Genomic DNA, 17462 nt, shown 5'->3' with positions numbered 1-17462 from the left:
CATGGCGACTCGACCCATAGGCATTCGTCCGGACCAGCAACCGGAGCGACTCGATCAATGCCGCCGCTGCATCTTGTGGGAGGCGGCCACGCAAGCGGTCCCCGGTGCGGGGCCAAAGCATGCGTCGCTGATGCTTGTCGGTGAACAACCCGGCGATCAGGAAGACCTGCAGGGCAAGCCGTTTGTCGGCCCCGCCGGCGCGTTGCTGGATCGCGCGCTCGATGAAGCCGGCGTGGACCGCAGCCGGGTGTACGTGACCAACGCGGTCAAGCATTTCAAGTGGGAACCGCGCGGCAAGCGACGCCTGCACAAGACGCCGGCGCAACGCGAAGTGGACGCGTGCCATTACTGGATCGAACGGGAGTTGGCAGAACACGATCCCAAGGTCGTTGTTGCATTGGGCGTGACTGCGTTGAAGTCCGTTCTGCAAAAACCAACCGTGAAATTGCAGGCCTCGATGGGAGATGCGATCGAACACGACGGGCGTTGGGTCATTGCAACCTTTCATCCATCGTATGCGCTTCGATCCCCCGATGCCGCGACGCGCGAAAGTGCATATCGCGCGATCGTGGAGGCTTTCAGACACGCCCATCGATTGATTGAAAAGCACGCTAAATAACCCGGGAGGGACGACATGGCGACGGCATCGACGAGCACCACGAGCAGCAACGGCAAGCGCAAGACCACGCGTCAGAAACATGCGCGCGCGAAGCCAAAACCGAAGCAGCGTTCAAGCAGCTCGAACGCCAAGCGCTGGTCCCACCATGTGATGGAAACCAGCGATGCAATGGATATCCAGCATGAGATCTTTAAGGAAGGCAGCGCGCAGGAGATCGCCGATTCGCTGAAGAAATCATCCACGCGCAGCAACCGGCGCAAAGGTACGCCGTTCCAGTCCGCCATGTCGATGCTGAACTTCTACATCAATCGCGCCGGACGAAACTTGCCGAAAACGCGCCGGACCGTCCTGGATAACGCGAAGAAACGCCTGCGCGAAGCGTTCGGCCGAAAGCCCTGATTGCTGCATGAAAGCAAAGGTGGAATGCGCCTTGCTACCTGAGTGCAGACGCGCAAGCGTCAGGTACATCCGCGCGCTGCGTATTGCCGGTCACCCAAGGAGGCGCCATGCCCGATAACACCGAGTTGAATCCCGGCGACGAAGCTGCGCCCGGCACGCCGGGAACCGGCGAGAATCTTTGTCCTGCATGCAACGGATCAGGAAAGAAGGACGGCCAGAAGTGCGAACAGTGCAACGGCACCGGCAAGGTAATCGAGGGCATTGGCGATGCGTGAATACCTTCATCGCAGAGCATTTGTCTTACGCCGACGAGGCGCGTTCGAGGCAATCGCAAAACGCATTGCTGATAGCGTAGACGGGTATGCCATGCCGTCTTTGGCGCGCTCGCCAAACTGATGGCAAAACGTCCCACCCCGGCAAACGAATTGTTCACTGCTGCCGAAGCCACGCTGATCGGTCTTTACGACGGCGGCGTGCTTTCGCCCGCCGTGCTACAACGTGTCATAGCGGGTTTTGCTAACAGTACGATCGACTGGGACACCCCACCCCGGCTTCGTACCGTTGACAACAAGTCGCTGCACGAAGTGATCGCCATGACCATGATGCCGGGACGGACCATCCGCCAGGCATCGAAGGAATTTTTTACGGTGATCGGGCATATTGGTGGTATCAGTGCTGAAGAGCACGACGACCCCGGCGACGCTGAGGAGCCCGATGAACCGCCTGAAGACGAACCCGACAGCGATCTGATCAACCAGTTGTCAGGCGGCCGTCGCGGCAAAAGAGCGGCTAAAACCGCGCGCAAGACAGCACCGTCTGCAGGTTTCAACCCGCTCCTGCATGCGACATCCCCGCGTCGAGACAGCAAGTCATAGCATTGCCCTTGATCCATGTCATGGTCTTGACTGACCGTGATCCTGCCGCACGCGGCACAATACAGAATGCCTTAGCGCACGAACGCGCCCGAACGCCTTAGCAAGAGTGACCCGCCGGATCGAGTGACACCGCCCTCCAACCAATGGATACAACGGACACGATATGGACACACAGGCAACGCCCCGCTCCCTCCCCCTTTCCCCCGAAGAATTGCGCAAGATCGACGCCTACTGGCGCGCCTGCAATTATCTGTCGGTAGGCATGATCTATTTACGCGCCAACCCGCTCCTGCGCGAACCGCTCAAGGCAGAACACATCAAGCAGCGCTTGCTGGGACATTGGGGTTCAGACCCCGGTCAGTCGTTCACATGGGTGCACCTGAACCGGCTGATCATGAGGGACGATCTGAACGTCATGTACGTCTCGGGACCGGGGCATGGCGCACCCGCCACTTTGTCGAACTCGTATCTGGAAGGTTATTACTCCGAGGTCTATCCGGACCGCAGCGCTGACGAGACCGGCATGCTGCGGCTGTTCCGCGCTTTCTCTTCGCCCGGGGGCATTGGTTCGCATTGCACCCCTGAAACGCCGGGGTCAATCCACGAAGGCGGCGAGCTGGGTTACAGCCTCTCGCACGGCTTCGGGGCGGCATTCGATAACCCCGACCTGATCGTGGCGGTGGTGGTGGGTGACGGCGAAGCCGAGACCGGCCCGCTCGCTACGTCGTGGCATTCGAACAAATTCCTGAATCCGGTAGTGGACGGCGCGGTGCTGCCCATCCTGCACTTGAACGGCTACAAGATCGCGAACCCGACCATCCTCGCGCGCATTCCGCAAGAGGAACTCGAAGCGCTGATGACGGGTTACGGGTACAAACCGCACTTTGTTTCAGGCAACGATCCCGCCGTCATGCATCAACTGATGGCCGAGACGCTGGAGACTTGCATCGGCGAGATTCGCGCGATCCAGGCGCATGCGCGTTCGACGGGTGACACCACGCGTCCGCGCTGGCCGATGATCGTCTTGCGTTCTCCGAAAGGATGGACCGGTCCGAAGGAAGTCGACGGCCACAAAGTCGAAGATTTCTGGCGTGCGCATCAGGTGCCGGTGCTCGATCCCGTGACCAACGCGAAGAGCCTGAAAATTGTGGAAGCGTGGATGCGCAGCTACAAACCCGAAGAACTCTTCGACGAGAACGGCACGCTGATTGAAGAACTTCGCGCGATTGCCCCGAAGGGTGACCGCCGTATCAGCGCCAATCCGCATGCGAACGGCGGCCGTTTGAGGCGCTCGCTGGACCTGCCTGACATCCGCGATTACGCGTTCAAAGTCAAAGCCCCAGGCGGCACTTACCAGTCGCCCACCGCGGTACTCGCGACCTGGCTGCGCGATGTGATCAAGCGCAACATGAGCACCTTCAAGCTGTTCGGTCCCGATGAAACCGCCAGCAACAAACTTGACGGCGTATATGAAGCATCGGGCAAACGATGGATCGCCGAGATCAAGCCGGAAGACAGCGACGGCGGCGCGTTATCGGTTGATGGCCGAGTGATGGAAATGCTCAGCGAGCACACGCTGGAAGGCTGGTTCGAGGGTTACGTGCTGACGGGCCGGCACGGGTTGCTCGCGACCTACGAAGCATTCGTGCATGTGATTGATTCCATGTTCAACCAGCATGCGAAGTGGCTGGAAAAGGCAAAGAGCGAACTCGACTGGCGCGCGCCGGTGCCTTCGGTCAACTTGCTGATTACCTCGCTGGTATGGCGTCAGGATCACAACGGTTTCACCCACCAGGACCCGGGCTTTCTCGACGTTGTCACGAACAAGAGTCCCGAAGTCGTGCGCATTTACTTGCCGCCCGATGCGAACTGCCTGCTGAGTGTGATGGATCATTGCCTGCGTTCACGCGACTACATCAACGTGATTGTCGCGGACAAGCAGCCGCACTTGCAGTACCTCGACATGGACGCTGCGCTTGCGCATTGCACCAAGGGCATTGGCATCTGGGACTGGGCATCGACTGATCAGAACAGCGAACCGGACGTAGTGATGGCCTGTGCCGGCGATATCGCCACCATGGAATCGCTCGCCGCCGTCGAGATCCTGAAGGAACATTTCCCCGACCTCAAGATCCGCTTCGTCAACGTGGTGGACCTGTTCCGGCTGATGCCCGACACCGATCATCCGCACGGTTTGTCCGGTCGCGATTTCGATTCCATTTTCTCGCGCGAGAAGCCTGTCATCTTCAACTTCCACTCGTATCCGTCGCTCGTTCACAAGCTCACGTATAACCGCACGAATCACGAAAACATGCATGTGCATGGGTATCGGGAACGCGGCAACATCAATACGCCGTTCGAGTTGGCGATCATCAACCAGGTCGACCGTTTTTCGTTATGTATTGACGTGATCGATCGTGTGCCGAGTCTTCGCGATACCGGCGCGCACACCAAGAACTGGCTCAAGGACCAGATCAACGCGAGCATTACTTACGCCCACGCGGAAGGCATTGACCGCGATGAAATCCGTAACTGGGTTTGGAAAGGCTGAGACCATGACCCTGGGCATTCTGGTGCTGAACAGCGGTTCATCGTCGCTTAAATTCGGCGTGTATATGCCCGGCAAGACGTCGGGCACTACCGCGGACGACAACGACGAAACGCCGTGGCTGACCGGCAGCGCGAAGGGCATCGGCCGCGATGATGGCTCGCTGACCATGCGTTCATCGGACGGTGCGATCGATGTCACGCAAAACCACGTCATGGAGTCGCAGCATGACGCGTTGCAGCGCGTGGCCGACGTGCTGCACGAGCACCTTGACCAGCCACTGGCCGCAGTGGGGCATCGCGTAGTGCATGGCGGTCCGCACCTGACAGACCACGCGCTCATCACGCCCGAGGTGAAGCAGATCTTGCGCGATGCGGTGCAATTCGCGCCGTTGCATCTGCCGCAGGCGCTCGAACTGCTTGATCTGGCACAGCAGATTTTCACTGATGTGCCGCATTACGCCTGCCTCGACACCGCGTTCCACAGGACCATGCCCGCGCGCGCCACTCACCTTGCGCTGCCGAAACACTACGCCGACGAAGGGGTAGTCCGGTACGGCTTCCACGGCCTGTCATACGAGTCGATCGTCGCAACGCTCGGCAACGATCTTCCCGCACGCCTGGTGGTCGCGCATCTCGGCAGCGGTGCGAGCCTGTGCGCGATCCGCGATGGCCGTTCAATCGATACCAGCATGGGTCTCACGCCAACGGGTGGTATCCCCATGGCAACGCGCACCGGCGACCTCGACCCTGGCGTGCTGGTTTATCTGATGCGGACCGGTTCGCTTGACGCCGACGCGCTAGAGCACCTGATCAATCACGAAAGCGGTCTCAAGGGTCTCTCCGATTCTAACGACGACATGCAGGCGCTTTTGCAACGCAGCGACGCAGAAGCGGAACTGGCCATCGATATCTTCTGTACTGCTGTGCGTAAGACTATCGGCGCATATGCTGCGTTAATGGGCGGTCTCGACCGCGTGGTGTTCACTGGCGGTATCGGCGAGCATGCCGCGGCCGTGCGTGAACGCATTTGCGACGGACTCGAATTTCTCGATGTGCAGTTCGATGTCATCGAGACGCAGGAAGAACGGCAGATTGCGCGTCATTGCCGCGCATTGCTTGGCCGGGCGGCGGGCTGAAAGCGAGTCGTCAGGGTACGTCGATTGCTGCCGGGTTCGTCGATTCACACTCGACACCCCCGCCCGGAGCACCCGATGTCAGATCCCTGCCGCCACGGCCGCAATCCTTCGCATTGGTCCTCAGCCACGCCTAAGCTGAGTTGAGATGCCACTCGCCGGGATGGCCTCTAACGTGCACGTCGGCGACGGCGCACCGCTCAACTACTTCCTCCACGCGGCCGGGCCGGCCGCCGGACCGACGCTTCGGCTCGACTGGGTTTTCACTGCAATCTGCGTTGCGGTCTGCGTGATTGTCGCCGGCTTGCTAAGCGCCGCCATCCTGCGGCGGCGTCCGGACGTCCCGCTGCATCAACTCGCTCACGGCACGAGCGGGTTGCGCTGGATCGTGATCGGCGTGGGTCTCTCCGTACCCGTGCTCGTCGCCATGCTGGTCTATGCGCTGTTCACGCTCGATCAAGTTGCTACGCCCGCCGACACTGCCGCTCTCACGATCACGGTGACCGCTTACGACTGGTGGTGGAAGGTCGCCTACGACGATGCGCCCGATGCCACTGCGCGTTTCGTCACAGCCAACGAAATCCATATCCCCACCGGCGAACCCGTCCGGTTCAAGCTGAAAAGCGCCGACGTGATCCACACGTTCTGGGTCCCCAGGCTTGCCGGCAAGACCCAAGCGATTCCAGGCCAGACCAACGAACAATGGCTTCAGGCCGATGCCCCCGGCGTGTATCGCGGGCAATGCTCGCAGTTTTGCGGTGCGCAGCATGCACATATGGCGTTCGAGGTTGTCGCCGAGAGCCGCGCCGATTTCGCCGCATGGAGCGCGGAACAAGCGCGTGCGGCAGATGCGCCAAACGACGCCGCCGTGACCACGGGCAAAGCACTCTTCCTCGATAAATGCGCAGGCTGTCACGCGATCCGCGGCACAGATGCGCAAGGCGCGCAAGCACCCGACCTGACGCACCTGAACTCGCGGCGGCTGATCGCGGCCGGCACGCTGTCTAACACCGCACAGAATCAGCTCGCGTGGATCACGGGTGCCCAGCGCATCAAGCCCGACTCGCTCATGCCTTCCATTGCGTTGAAACGCGACGAAGCCGCGAGTTTGTCCGCGTATCTTGCGACACTCAAATAGTCATCGAGGAGCGACGCTTCATGAGTGACCTGCCATCGGATGCACGTGTTCCAGAGCGCGGCCGCGTGCCGCCCGGGAGCGCCAGGCAAAAGCGCCTTGCCGATATCTGGGAAGCGCCCCCGGGCTTGCGAGGATGGATATCGACAGTCGATCACAAGAGCATCGGCCTGCGGTATCTGGTCACCGCCTTTGTGTTCCTGCTGATGGGCGGCGTGGAAGCGTTGATCATGCGCGTGCAACTCGCGCGCCCCGACGCCACCGTGCTTACGCCCGAGCAATACAGCCAGCTATTCACCATGCACGGCATCACGATGATCTTCCTCTACGCGCTGCCCGTACTGTCCGGATTTTCCAACTATTTGTGGCCGTTGATTCTGGGCGCGCGCGACATGGCATTCCCTCGCCTCAACGCGCTGTCCTACTGGTTGTTCCTGTTCGCAGGCATCTTTCTCTATTCGAGTTTTCCCTTTGGACAGGCGCCCAATGCCGGCTGGTTCAACTACGTGCCGCTCTCGGGACTCGAATACAACACGGGTCCGAATATCGATATCTACGCGCTCGGCATGGTCTTGCTCGGCGCATCGACCACGGTGGGCTCGGCGAACTTCGTGGTCACGCTCATCCGCATGCGCGCGCCGGGCATGTCCATTGACCGTGTGCCGGTGCTGGTATGGGGCACGCTCACGGCATCTGGCGGCAACCTGCTCGCGGTGCCCGCGGTGAGTCTTGCGTTTTTCCTGCTCTGGCTCGACCGCCAGTTCGGTACACATTTCTTCGATGTCCTTAACGGCGGTCGGCCGCTGCTCTGGCAACATCTGTTCTGGATGTTCGCCCATCCGTGGGTCTACGCGGTCGTGCTGCCCGCCATGGGCATTGTCTCCGACGCCCTCCCGGTCTTTTGCCGCCGGCCGCTGGTCGGCTATACACCGGTCGCCCTGTCGACGGTCGCTACCATGGTGATCGGTTTTATCGTGTGGATTCATCATATGTTCGCCACCGGCATTCCCGCGTTAGCGCTGGCGTTTTTCGGCTCCGCGAGCATGGTTATCGCCATCCCGAGCGCGGTCGCCACGTTCGCGTGGATCGCGACAATCTGGACCGGGCGTCCCGTGTTCAAGGTGCCCTTCCTCTATTTCGCGGGGTTTGTGCTGCTGTTCGTGATTGGCGGGGTCTCGGGCGTGATGACGGCTGCCGTGCCGCTCGACTGGCAACTCAACGATACCTACTTCGTCGTCGCGCATCTTCATTACGTACTGCTCGGCATCAACGTGTTTCCGGTCATCGGCGGCGTGGTGTTCTGGTTCCCGAAATTTACCGGTCGCATGATGACCGAGCGCTTCGGCAAGCTGACGTTCTGGGTCTTGTTCATCGGCTTCAACCTCGCCTTCTTCCCCATGCATATAGCGGGGCTGCTCGGCATGCCACGGCGCATCTATACCTATTCCAGCGACATGGGTTGGAATACGGTCAACATGATCACGTCGATAGGCTCGTTCGTGTTCGCGGCCGGCGTGCTGATGTTTCTCGCGGACCTGCTATGGAGCTATAAACGCGGTCCCGTGGCCGGCGACAATCCCTGGGATGCGCCAACGCTCGAATGGTCCGTTTCGTCGCCGCCGCCGCCCTACAACTTCGCGACCATTCCGGTCGTGGAAAGCGGCCATCCACTCTGGGAAGAACGGCTATTTTCGAGCGAACCAAACCGCGCGCGATCCCAACTCGACGAAGGCCTGATCCTCGATCACGGCCGCGAGGCGCTAGCCACCCGCGCGCTCGACGGCCGCCCCGACGCCATCCTCAAGATGCCCGGTGATACATATGCCCCCTTCCTGCTCGGCTTGTTCTCCACGCTGATCTTTGCCGCGATGCTGCTGCACGTGTGGTGGCTGGCGCTGCTGATGCTGGCGGGTTTCGTCGCGTCGCTGACCGCGTGGATGTGGCCCGAAGCGCCTTTGGGCCAGCGTGAACCTCAAGGAGAAACCCTTGGCTGATGTCATCGACATGGAGCGCCCTCTGCCGGTTGGCGGCCAAGGACGAAGCGCGGGCGGCTGGTGGGGCATGTGGACGCTGATCGGGACCGAAGCAGCGCTGTTCGGATACCTGATCTTCAGCTATCTGTACCTGTACTCGCAAGGCGGTGGCAGGTGGCCGCCCGACGGTTTGCCCAAGATGGGGCCAGCGCTTTTCAATACGGCCGTGCTGCTGACCAGCAGCGTGTTTGTCGTGTTGTCCGAGCGTTCGGTCAAGCGGGAGCGCCGCCGCATGGCGATGCTGTGGATGAGCGTGGCGATCGTGCTCGGCGTGCTGTTCGTCGGCGTGCAGCTCAATGAATGGCACGACCATCCGTACGGACCCTCGTCACACCTCTATGGTTCGCTCTACTTCACCATTACCGGTTTTCACCTGCTGCACGTGGTGGCCGGGCTCGTGGTGCTGCTCCTGCTGCTCGCGTGGACGGCGCTCGGGTTCTTCGACAACCGCCGCCATACCGTCCTGAGCATCGGCGGCATGTACTGGCATTTCGTGGATATCGTCTGGCTGTTTATTTTCACGACGCTTTATATCAGCCCCTACGTGCTCTAGGAGATACGCCGTGACGGCACGCCGCGAACGCATCCTGTATGCCCTGCAGCAGATCTACGCACTGCTGGGTGCACCGCTCGCGTGGATCGTGCAGATCTGCGTATGCGAAGCGCTGGCTGCGCAGGCTTGTTACCCGGCGCAGGATCCGCTCGCACATCCGGACTTGCATGCGTTGAGTGCTTACATTGGCGCGGTCAGCCTCGTGGGTCTGGCGGTGGCGCTGGGCGGGCTCACAGCCGCGTGGCGGGGTTGGCGGGCGCTGCGACGGGGAGCAGGCACTGACCCCGACCGCCGGGCCGGGAGATTCCTGTTTCGCGTGGCCATCCTGTCCAGCCCGATGTTTGTTCTCGGATTGCTCGTGACCGCAATGGCCGCATTGATCGTCTCGCCTTGCAAACCATGGTGACACCGATGAAACGCGCCGCCGCCCTTCTCGCTTGCTTAATTGCTTGCCTTCTTGCTTGTCTTCTTGTGCCAACGGAACAAGCGCACGCGCAGGCAGCCGCTCAATCGGCTCAATCAGCTCAAGCGCTGATCGCACGAGGCGCATACCTGGCCCGGGCCGGCGATTGCGCCGGTTGCCATACCGCACCCCAAGGCGGCGCACCGCTCGCGGGAGGCTTGGGCATGGCGTCGCCGTTCGGCACGATCGTCAGCAGCAACATCACGCCCGACAAGCAATACGGAATTGGCGAGTACACCTACGAAGACTTCGCACGGACGCTGCGCGAAGGGGTCGCGCGCGGCGGCAAGCATCTCTATCCCGCGATGCCGTACCCGTCGTTTTCGAAAATCGGCGACAGTGACATGCAAGCGCTGTATGCCTATTTCATGCATGGCGTGCAACCGGTCCCGAAAGCGCCGCCGCCCACTCGCCTGCCGTTTCCTTTTAACCAGCGCTGGGCGCTGGTGTTCTGGAACCTCGCCTTCGCGCCGAACGAAGCGTATGCGCCGCACCCGGAGCACGAAGCCCAATGGAATCGCGGTGCTTATCTCGTGCAGTCGCTGGGACATTGCGGTGCGTGCCATACGCCACGCGGTCCCGCGTATGAAGAACGCGGTTATACCGAGTCATCGGGGCATTATCTGACGGGCGGCGCAAACGATCACTGGTTCGCGCCGAACCTGACCGGCGACACGGGTTCTGGCCTTGGCCGCGTGCACGAACAGGAGGTCGCGGCGTTCCTCAAGTCGGGACATGGCGGCGGACTGGTCACGTTCGGCAGCATGGTCCAGGTGGTGGAAGACAGCACGCAGTACCTGAACGACGACGATCTCAACGCGATCGCGCATTACCTGAAAAGCTTGCCGCCGCAGCGTGCATCGGGCGGGTCGGCCACATACGTGCCGCAATCCCTCGCTGCCCGGCAGACGACTGCCGCCGCGCGCACGGGCAACATCGAACGTCCCGGCGCCGGCATCTATCAGTCCTTCTGCGCGAAGTGCCACGGTTCGGAGGGAGAAGGCAAGCCGCAAAAGTATCCGAAGCTCGCGGGCAATCCTGCCGTATTGAGCGCCGATACCACCTCGCTCATGCGGCTGATGGTCGAAGGCGGCAATTCTCCCGCCACGCAACAAGGGCCCCCGCGCGAGAACATGCCGGCTTACGCCGACAAGCTGACCAACACGGAAATGGCGCAAGTGCTGACGTTTATCCGGACGACGTGGGGCAATAACGCTTTACCCGTCACTCCACGCGATGTGGCGCAGTTACGCGGCGACATTCACAAATAGCCCGCGTGAAGCACTCTGCCACACCCATCACCCGTCACTCATCAGCCATGCTCATGCGTGCCGCCATGTGCGCCGCGCCAGAAGAACACCTGTTCGGCGGCGGCAATCAGCGCGTCAAGAGACACCGGCTTGGTCAACGTCAGGTCAAAGCCCGACGCGCGTGCACGCTGGTCGTCCGAACCTACCGTATAGCCAGTCAACGCAATGGCCGGCAACTGGGCCAAGCGCGGATTCGCCCGCACCTGAGCCATGAGTTCGTAGCCGTTCATGCCGGGCATGCTGATGTCGCAGACGAGCAGGTCCACATGGTTGCGCTCAAGTAGCGCGAGCGCGTCCTCGCCGTCGTGTGCGGTCGCGACCAGCGCACCTTCGAGTTGCAGCAAAGCCGCGAATGCGCTCGCGGTTTCAGAGTCATCGTCGACGACCAGCATACGCACGCCCGCCAGCGACCCGCTGCGCTCCTCCTGTTCATGCGTCCCCACCGGATGGCTGTCGACCAGCGGCAGCCAGACGCTCATCCGCGTGCCGCGCCCCGCCCCGTCCGAATGCGCGAGCACGCTTCCCGCATGCATCTCCACGAGTTGCTTGACCAGCGCCAGGCCAATACCCATGCCACCGCCGGTCTTGCGGCGGGCTTCGCTTCCCTGGGAGAACATCTCGAAGATATGCGGCAACAGCGGCGCTTCGATCCCCATTCCGGTATCGGTTACGTCAATGAGCAGTTCGCCCTCCTCGCACGTGAGGCGAACAGAAACCGAGCCGCCACGCGGCGTAAATTTCAGTGCGTTGCTCAGCAAGTTCCATACGATCTGGTCGAAGCGTACGGGGTCCACCTTGGTCCAGACCGGTTGGTCCAGGCCCTCGAATGACAGCACGATGCCTCTCGATGCCGCGTCCGCTTCGATTGCATCGGCAATGGTCCGCAGCATGGCCGCGACGTCACCCATCGCCAGGTTCAACGCGAGCTTCCCGGTACGCACGCGCGACAGGTCCAGCAAGTCGTCGATGATCTTCGCCTGACCGAGCACGGCCCGCTGGATCGCGTCGGCCGCAAGCTGGATTGCCGGTACGCCACGCGCCTCCGGGATGCGCGGCAACATCTCCGCCTTCACGTGAATCAGGTTGAGCGGGTGCTTCAATTCATGCGACAGCACGGCGAGGAAATCGTCCTTGAGCCGGTTCGCCGCCTCCGCCTGCGCCCGCACCGCACGCTCCTCCGCGAGTTGCGACTGACGCGCGTCTTCCTGCGTCTTGCGGTCCGTGAGGTCCCTCACGATCTTCGCGTAGCCCGTGAATTTCGGATCGGACAGCGGTGTCACCACGCCGCTGCAATACACCTTGCGGCCGCCCTTCGCGACATGCCAGCGATCGTCGTCGGCACGGCCGTCGCGTTGCGCGGCCGCGCGTTCGTGCGCCGCCATGCGCGCTTCCTGATCCTCAGTCGTAAAGATCACGTCGATGTTCTGCCCGACCGCTTCCTCTGCCGTATAACCGAAGACGCGCTCGGCGCCGGCATTCCAGCTAACGATGCGGCCGTCGGAGTCCTGCACGATGATCGCGAAGTCATTCGTGGTCTGCGCCGCGAGTCTCAGGCGCTCCTCGCCCGCCCGCACGTTCGCTTCCGCGCGACGCCGCGCCGTGGTTTCAACCAGACTGAGCACCGCGCCGTCAATACGATCATCCGCCGTCCGGTAGGGCAGCACACGCGCGAAGAACCAGCGGCCGTCGGAGGTGGCGACCTCACGCTCGGTCAGCCGCAACGACTGGAACGTCGCACTCACGTCGTCGGCCAGCTCGGGATAAACCAGCCGGTGCGTGATGTCGAACAACGAGCGCCCGACATCCGCGGCGATCAGGTTGAACACCGTGGTCGCGCTCGGCGTATAGCGTTTGATGCACATCGCGCGATCGACGAAGATAGTCGCAATATCCGTCGAGGTAATCAGGTTCTGCAAGTCGTCATTGGCCTTGCCGGTTTCCTCTATCCTCGCCTGCAACTCCGCGTTGACCGTGATGAGTTCCTCGTTCACCGACTGCAATTCTTCCTTGCTGGTTTCGAGTTCCTCTGTCGCCGATCTCAACTCCTCGTTGATCGCCTGCAACTCCTCATTCGACGCTTTCAGCTCTTCAGTGGATGTTTCGTACTGCTCGATTGTGGTCTGCAGTTGTTCCTTGCTCGCATGCAGCTCTTGTTCGAGTTGCTGCATCACGGTGTCATTACCCGTTTGACGCTCCACGACCACCGTGCTTTCCGTCATTGCTTCCTGGACCTCGTCGAACAGCACGAGGAGGAAGTCAGCGTCGGCGGCAGCGTCGTGAAACGGGCGCACGGTCATGTTGACGTATGAAGCGTGACCGTCGCGCTGCAGCTTGACGCGCCGGGCCTCCACGCTATTGCCCGTCTGCACGGCCTGGAACAGCGCGGTACGCAGGTCGAGCCGCAGCTCGGGCAATACGACGGCAATCATGTTGCTTGAGGGCTCGCCGCCGACATACCGCAGGAAGCGTCCCGCGTTGTCCGACATATGCACGATCTTCGAGTCGCGGTTCACGATCACACTGGGCGGCGCGTATTGCTCAAGCACACGCTGATGTAACGCACTGAACGAGAAATTGCGGCGCCCCGGGAGCAGCGCGGACCCCGCCTCTTCGTCGTGTGTGTAACGTCCTTGCATCAGCAGCGAAGGCGAGGTCAGCGCCGGGCGGTTCGGTAGCTTCGCCGCTTTCGCCCGGTAGATCCGGTTCTTCTTGTCGACCACGCTGAACAGCTCTTCGACCGAGTCCGCCGACTCCGAGCTGCCGAGAAAAAGATACCCATTGGGGTACAGCGCGTAGTGGAACATCTCCAGTACCTGGTTCTGCACGCCCCGGTCCAGATAGATCAGGAGATTGCGGCAAGAAACCAGGTCGAGCCGCGAGAACGGCGGATCGCGCAGCACGTTGTGCATGGCGAACAGGATCTTCTCGCGCACGCTTTTCACCACCTCGTAGCGCGAGTCCGTCTTGACGAAAAATTGCCGCAGCGTAGAGGGGCGGACGTCGGTCATGATCGACTCGGGATACAGTCCGGCCCGTGCGCGCGCCACCGCGCTTTCGTCGATATCGGTGGCGAACACCTGGATGCTGGCGGTGGAACGCAAGACTTCGCGCTGCTCGCACAAGAGCATGGCGAGCGAATACGCTTCTTCGCCCGACGAGCATCCGGCGACCCACGCGCGAACCTGGTCGCCATTGGCCTTGTTATGGAACAAGGTCGGCAGCACGCCACGCTCGAGCGACTCGAACGCTTCTCGGTCGCGGAAAAAACTGGTCACGCCAATCAGCATGTCCTTGAGCAGGGCCGCGGTTTCGCGCGGGTTATCCCGTAGCAGGTCGCGGTAGGCAATCAGGTCCGGCACGCCGTTGACCTGAAGGCGCCGCTCGATCCGGCGCAGCATGGTCGCCCGCTTGTAGAAACGGAAGTCGTGACCGGTGCGGGCGCGCAGCGTCGCCAAAATGGTCTGCAACGCACGTTCGGCTTCACTCCGGCGATCGGCCCGATCGTCCGGACCCAGCGTCGCCGGTTCCAGTTCAGGCAGGGCGATGCGCTTGGCGTTATTCCAGATGTCGAGCAGCCGTTGCGGCATCTCTACCACCGGCAGCACCAGGTCGACCTGGTCTGTCAGGATGGCGTTCTGCGGCATTTCGGCGTATTCGGCGTCGTTCGGCTCCTGCGCGAGCGTCACGCCCCCTTTTTCCTTCACGCTGGCAATGCCGACCGCGCCGTCGCTGCCCGTGCCGGACATCACGATGCACATCGCGCGCTGACCGTGCGCGTCCGCCAGGCTCCGGAAAAACCGGTCGATCGTGACCGGCCGGCCCGCCGTGGGCTCGGCGTTGCGCGCGTTCAGGTGACCGTCGGCCATCGTCAGGCTCTTGCCCGGCGCGATGACGTAGACGTGGTTAGCTTCTATTTGCGTCGGCCCGTTGACCTGCGATACGCCCATGCGGGTGACGTTCTGCAGCACCTTGTCCGCACTGCTGACATGCTTCGCCGACAGGTGGAGGACCACGACAAATGCCATGCCCATGTCGGCCGGCGCGTTCTCGAAGAAGCGCAGCAGCGCCTGGACGCCCCCCGCGGACGCACCGATCCCGACAACGGGAAAACCCAGCGAACTCGGGCTATAAGCGGCGCCCGGTGCGTCCTCTCCCGAGGGCGGCGCCGTTGATGTTGTAGTTTCGCTCACTCCAGGGGCCTCGGTTCGGGGTGCTTCGATGGATTAAAGATACCACTACGCGTGCGAACGAACGCGCTAAACAGCGCCGGGCAAAGCGATACGCAGCACGCGCGCGTAGGCCGCGCCGGGATCTTTGGGGCGCAGGCGGCGCTTATTATATTCACGCATCATTTCTTCGGCACAGGCGGGCGCGCTATTTATTGTGTACGTTGCGGCTGCTCGCCTCACACGCGACAACCGGTGTTGGTGATTGCGGCGGCACACTGCCGCGAGTGCTCGTCCCGGATTCAGGCTTGAGCATCGCGGAGATTGGCGGATTGGCTTCGGGTCGCCCTGCAGCGCTTAGCTTTTCGATCCAGGAAGGATGCTGGACAGGACCTGCTTCGCTGTGTCGACAATCACGTTGCCCTGGTCGGGATCGCCTTGCAACAACGTGGACGCAAACGCCTTGGCTTGCTTGACCGTAATATGCGGCGGCAGCGGCGGCACATTCGGATCGGTCTTCACTTCCAGTACGACGGGCCGATCCGATGCAAACGCCTCATCCAACGCGGCACCCAGCCGCGCGGGGTCATCGACGAAAATTCCCTTCAGGCCGATCAACTCCGCGAACTTGTGATACGCCACATCCGGAATCTGCTGGGAGACTTCGAATTTCGGATCGCCTTCCATCACGCGCTGCTCCCACGTCACCTGATTCAGGTCCTGATTATTGAACACGACGCAAATCCACGCCGCATCAGTCGGCTTACGATACTTCGCCAACGTAATGAGCTCTGCCATGTTGTTCATCTGCATGGCGCCGTCGCCGACCATCGCGACCACGGGCCGGTTTCTGTAGGCAAGACGCGCTGCGATGGCGTAAGGCACGGCAGCGCCCATCGACGCAAGGCCGCCCGACAGCGAACACAGCATGCCGCGCTTGACTTGCACGTCGCGGGCATACCAGTTCGCGCATGAGCCGGAGTCGCTCGTGACAATAGCGTTGTCCGGTAATCGCGACGACAACTCCAGCGCCACACGTTGCGGATTGACCGGTGTGGCAGCCTGCATTGCGCGATCCTCCAGCGTCTCGTGCCAGCTGCGATTCCATCGAAAGATGCGGTCGCGCCAACTCTCCGTCGTCTTGTGTTCGAGCAGCGGCAGCAGCGCGCGCAAAGTCTCGGCGGCATCGCCCTGAAGGTTGACTTCCATCGGGTATCGCAGACTCAGCATGTCGCCTTTCAGATCGATCTGGACACCCCGCGCTTGCCCTTCCTTCGGCAAAAATTCCGCATACGGAAATCCCGATCCGACCATCAGCAGCGTGTCGCATTCGGTCATCAGCTTGTAGCTGGGTTCGGTGCCGAGCAATCCGATTGACCCGGTCACCCAGGGCAAGTCATCCGGCAGCGCGGCCTTGCCGAGTAGCGCCTTTGCCACGCCCGCCCCGAGCCTGTCTGCGACCGCGATAAGTTCTTCCGTCGCGTTCAACGCCCCCGCGCCGGCCAGAATGGCGACGCGCCGCCCGTCGTTCAGCACGGCCGCGGCCCGGGCGAGATCGGCAGCGTAAGGAACCACCTTGGGCGCGGTCCATCCCACCCCCGAGTGCACCGTTCCGTGCGCGCGTTCGGGCTCTTCGTAAGGCATCTCCTGCAAGTCGTTCGGCAGGATAATCGCCGTCACGCGCCGCTCCGACAAAGCCGTGCGGATCGCCCGATCGACGAGATGCCGTACCTGCGAGGGCACGCTGGCCTGCTGCACGAACGACCCGGCCACGTCCTTGAACATGGACGCCAGATCCAGTTCCTGCTGATAGTGCCCGCCCATTGCCGAACGCGCTTGCTGCCCGACGATGGCAAGCACGGGCATATGGTCCATGCGTGCATCGTAGAGACCGGTAATCAAATGCGACGCGCCCGGCCCGGAGGTGGCAATGCACACGCCCAGTTCGCCCGTGAATTTCGCGTGCGCACACGCCATGAACGCAGCCATTTCCTCATGCCGCGTCTGGATAAACTCGATCTTGTCCTGCGCTCGACGCATTGCGCCGAACACGCCGTTGATGCCATCGCCCGGGTAACCGAACATTCTCCGCACGCCCCATTCATGGAGCCGTGCCACGATAAAGTCGCCTACTGTCTGCGCCATTGCGGCCTCCTGCACGTTGCGTTATCTATCTCTGTATCTATCTCTGTATCTATCTCTGTCGCCAAGGCGTGGCCCTCGCGA

General features: G+C 61.8%; 13 protein-coding genes. 11 read left to right on the top strand and 2 right to left on the bottom strand.

Features of this window, described 5'->3' with window-relative positions:
• Position 1: 1 nt before the first annotated feature.
• The 11 genes from GSQ93_RS32855 (at position 2) to GSQ93_RS32810 (ending at position 11031) form a co-directional block, all read left to right on the top strand.
• A complete protein-coding gene (locus tag GSQ93_RS32855) occupies positions 2 to 619 on the top strand; it encodes a UdgX family uracil-DNA binding protein (RefSeq protein WP_158940102.1) in 618 nt (205 codons plus the stop codon).
• 15 nt (positions 620 to 634) lie between these two features.
• On the top strand, positions 635 to 1018 hold the full coding sequence (locus GSQ93_RS32850) for a DUF3175 domain-containing protein (protein ID WP_158940101.1): 384 nt from the start codon (positions 635 to 637) through the stop codon (positions 1016 to 1018).
• A 107-nt stretch (positions 1019 to 1125) separates the two neighbouring features.
• Positions 1126 to 1293, top strand: coding sequence for a hypothetical protein (locus GSQ93_RS37695; protein ID WP_174254708.1), 168 nt, complete (start codon positions 1126 to 1128; stop codon positions 1291 to 1293).
• 120 nt (positions 1294 to 1413) lie between these two features.
• On the top strand, positions 1414 to 1893 hold the full coding sequence (locus GSQ93_RS32845; RefSeq protein WP_158940100.1) for a hypothetical protein: 480 nt from the start codon (positions 1414 to 1416) through the stop codon (positions 1891 to 1893).
• 163 nt (positions 1894 to 2056) lie between these two features.
• Positions 2057 to 4444 (top strand): phosphoketolase, encoded by a 2388-nt coding sequence (locus tag GSQ93_RS32840; protein WP_158940099.1) that lies wholly within the window; start codon positions 2057 to 2059, stop codon positions 4442 to 4444.
• Positions 4413 to 5579 (top strand): acetate/propionate family kinase, encoded by a 1167-nt coding sequence (locus tag GSQ93_RS32835; RefSeq protein WP_254074187.1) that lies wholly within the window; start codon positions 4413 to 4415, stop codon positions 5577 to 5579. Before GSQ93_RS32840 ends, GSQ93_RS32835 begins: the two co-directional genes overlap by 32 nt.
• Positions 5580 to 5724: 145 nt before the next feature.
• A complete protein-coding gene (gene coxB, locus GSQ93_RS32830; RefSeq protein ID WP_158940098.1) occupies positions 5725 to 6714 on the top strand; it encodes a cytochrome c oxidase subunit II in 990 nt (329 codons plus the stop codon).
• Between the two features lie 20 nt (positions 6715 to 6734).
• The gene (ctaD, locus tag GSQ93_RS32825; protein ID WP_158940097.1) at positions 6735 to 8705 is read left to right on the top strand and encodes a cytochrome c oxidase subunit I; all 1971 of its coding nucleotides are present in this window, start codon (positions 6735 to 6737) and stop codon (positions 8703 to 8705) included.
• A 10-nt stretch (positions 8706 to 8715) separates the two neighbouring features.
• Entirely contained in the window at positions 8716 to 9297 is a 582-nt protein-coding gene (locus tag GSQ93_RS32820) for a cytochrome c oxidase subunit 3 (protein ID WP_158940131.1), read from the top strand.
• Between the two features lie 10 nt (positions 9298 to 9307).
• Positions 9308 to 9703 (top strand): hypothetical protein, encoded by a 396-nt coding sequence (locus GSQ93_RS32815; RefSeq protein ID WP_158940096.1) that lies wholly within the window; start codon positions 9308 to 9310, stop codon positions 9701 to 9703.
• Positions 9697 to 11031 (top strand): cytochrome c, encoded by a 1335-nt coding sequence (locus GSQ93_RS32810; protein WP_158940095.1) that lies wholly within the window; start codon positions 9697 to 9699, stop codon positions 11029 to 11031. The genes GSQ93_RS32815 and GSQ93_RS32810 overlap by 7 nt, the downstream gene beginning before the upstream one ends.
• 41 nt (positions 11032 to 11072) lie before the next feature.
• On the opposite strand, the gene GSQ93_RS32805 is transcribed toward GSQ93_RS32810, so the two are convergent.
• On the bottom strand, positions 11073 to 15185 hold the full coding sequence (locus GSQ93_RS32805) for a CheR family methyltransferase (protein WP_254074191.1): 4113 nt from the start codon (positions 15183 to 15185) through the stop codon (positions 11073 to 11075).
• A gap of 408 nt (positions 15186 to 15593) precedes the next feature.
• Positions 15594 to 17381, bottom strand: coding sequence for a thiamine pyrophosphate-requiring protein (locus GSQ93_RS32800; protein ID WP_158940093.1), 1788 nt, complete (start codon positions 17379 to 17381; stop codon positions 15594 to 15596).
• Between the last annotated feature and the right edge of the window lie 81 nt (positions 17382 to 17462).

The organism is Burkholderia sp. S171 (assembly GCF_009766085.1).
Taxonomy (GTDB): Bacteria; Pseudomonadota; Gammaproteobacteria; order Burkholderiales; family Burkholderiaceae; genus Caballeronia.
The sequence above is the reverse complement of the archived record's forward strand: the minus strand, read 5'-3'. Positions and strand labels throughout refer to the sequence as shown.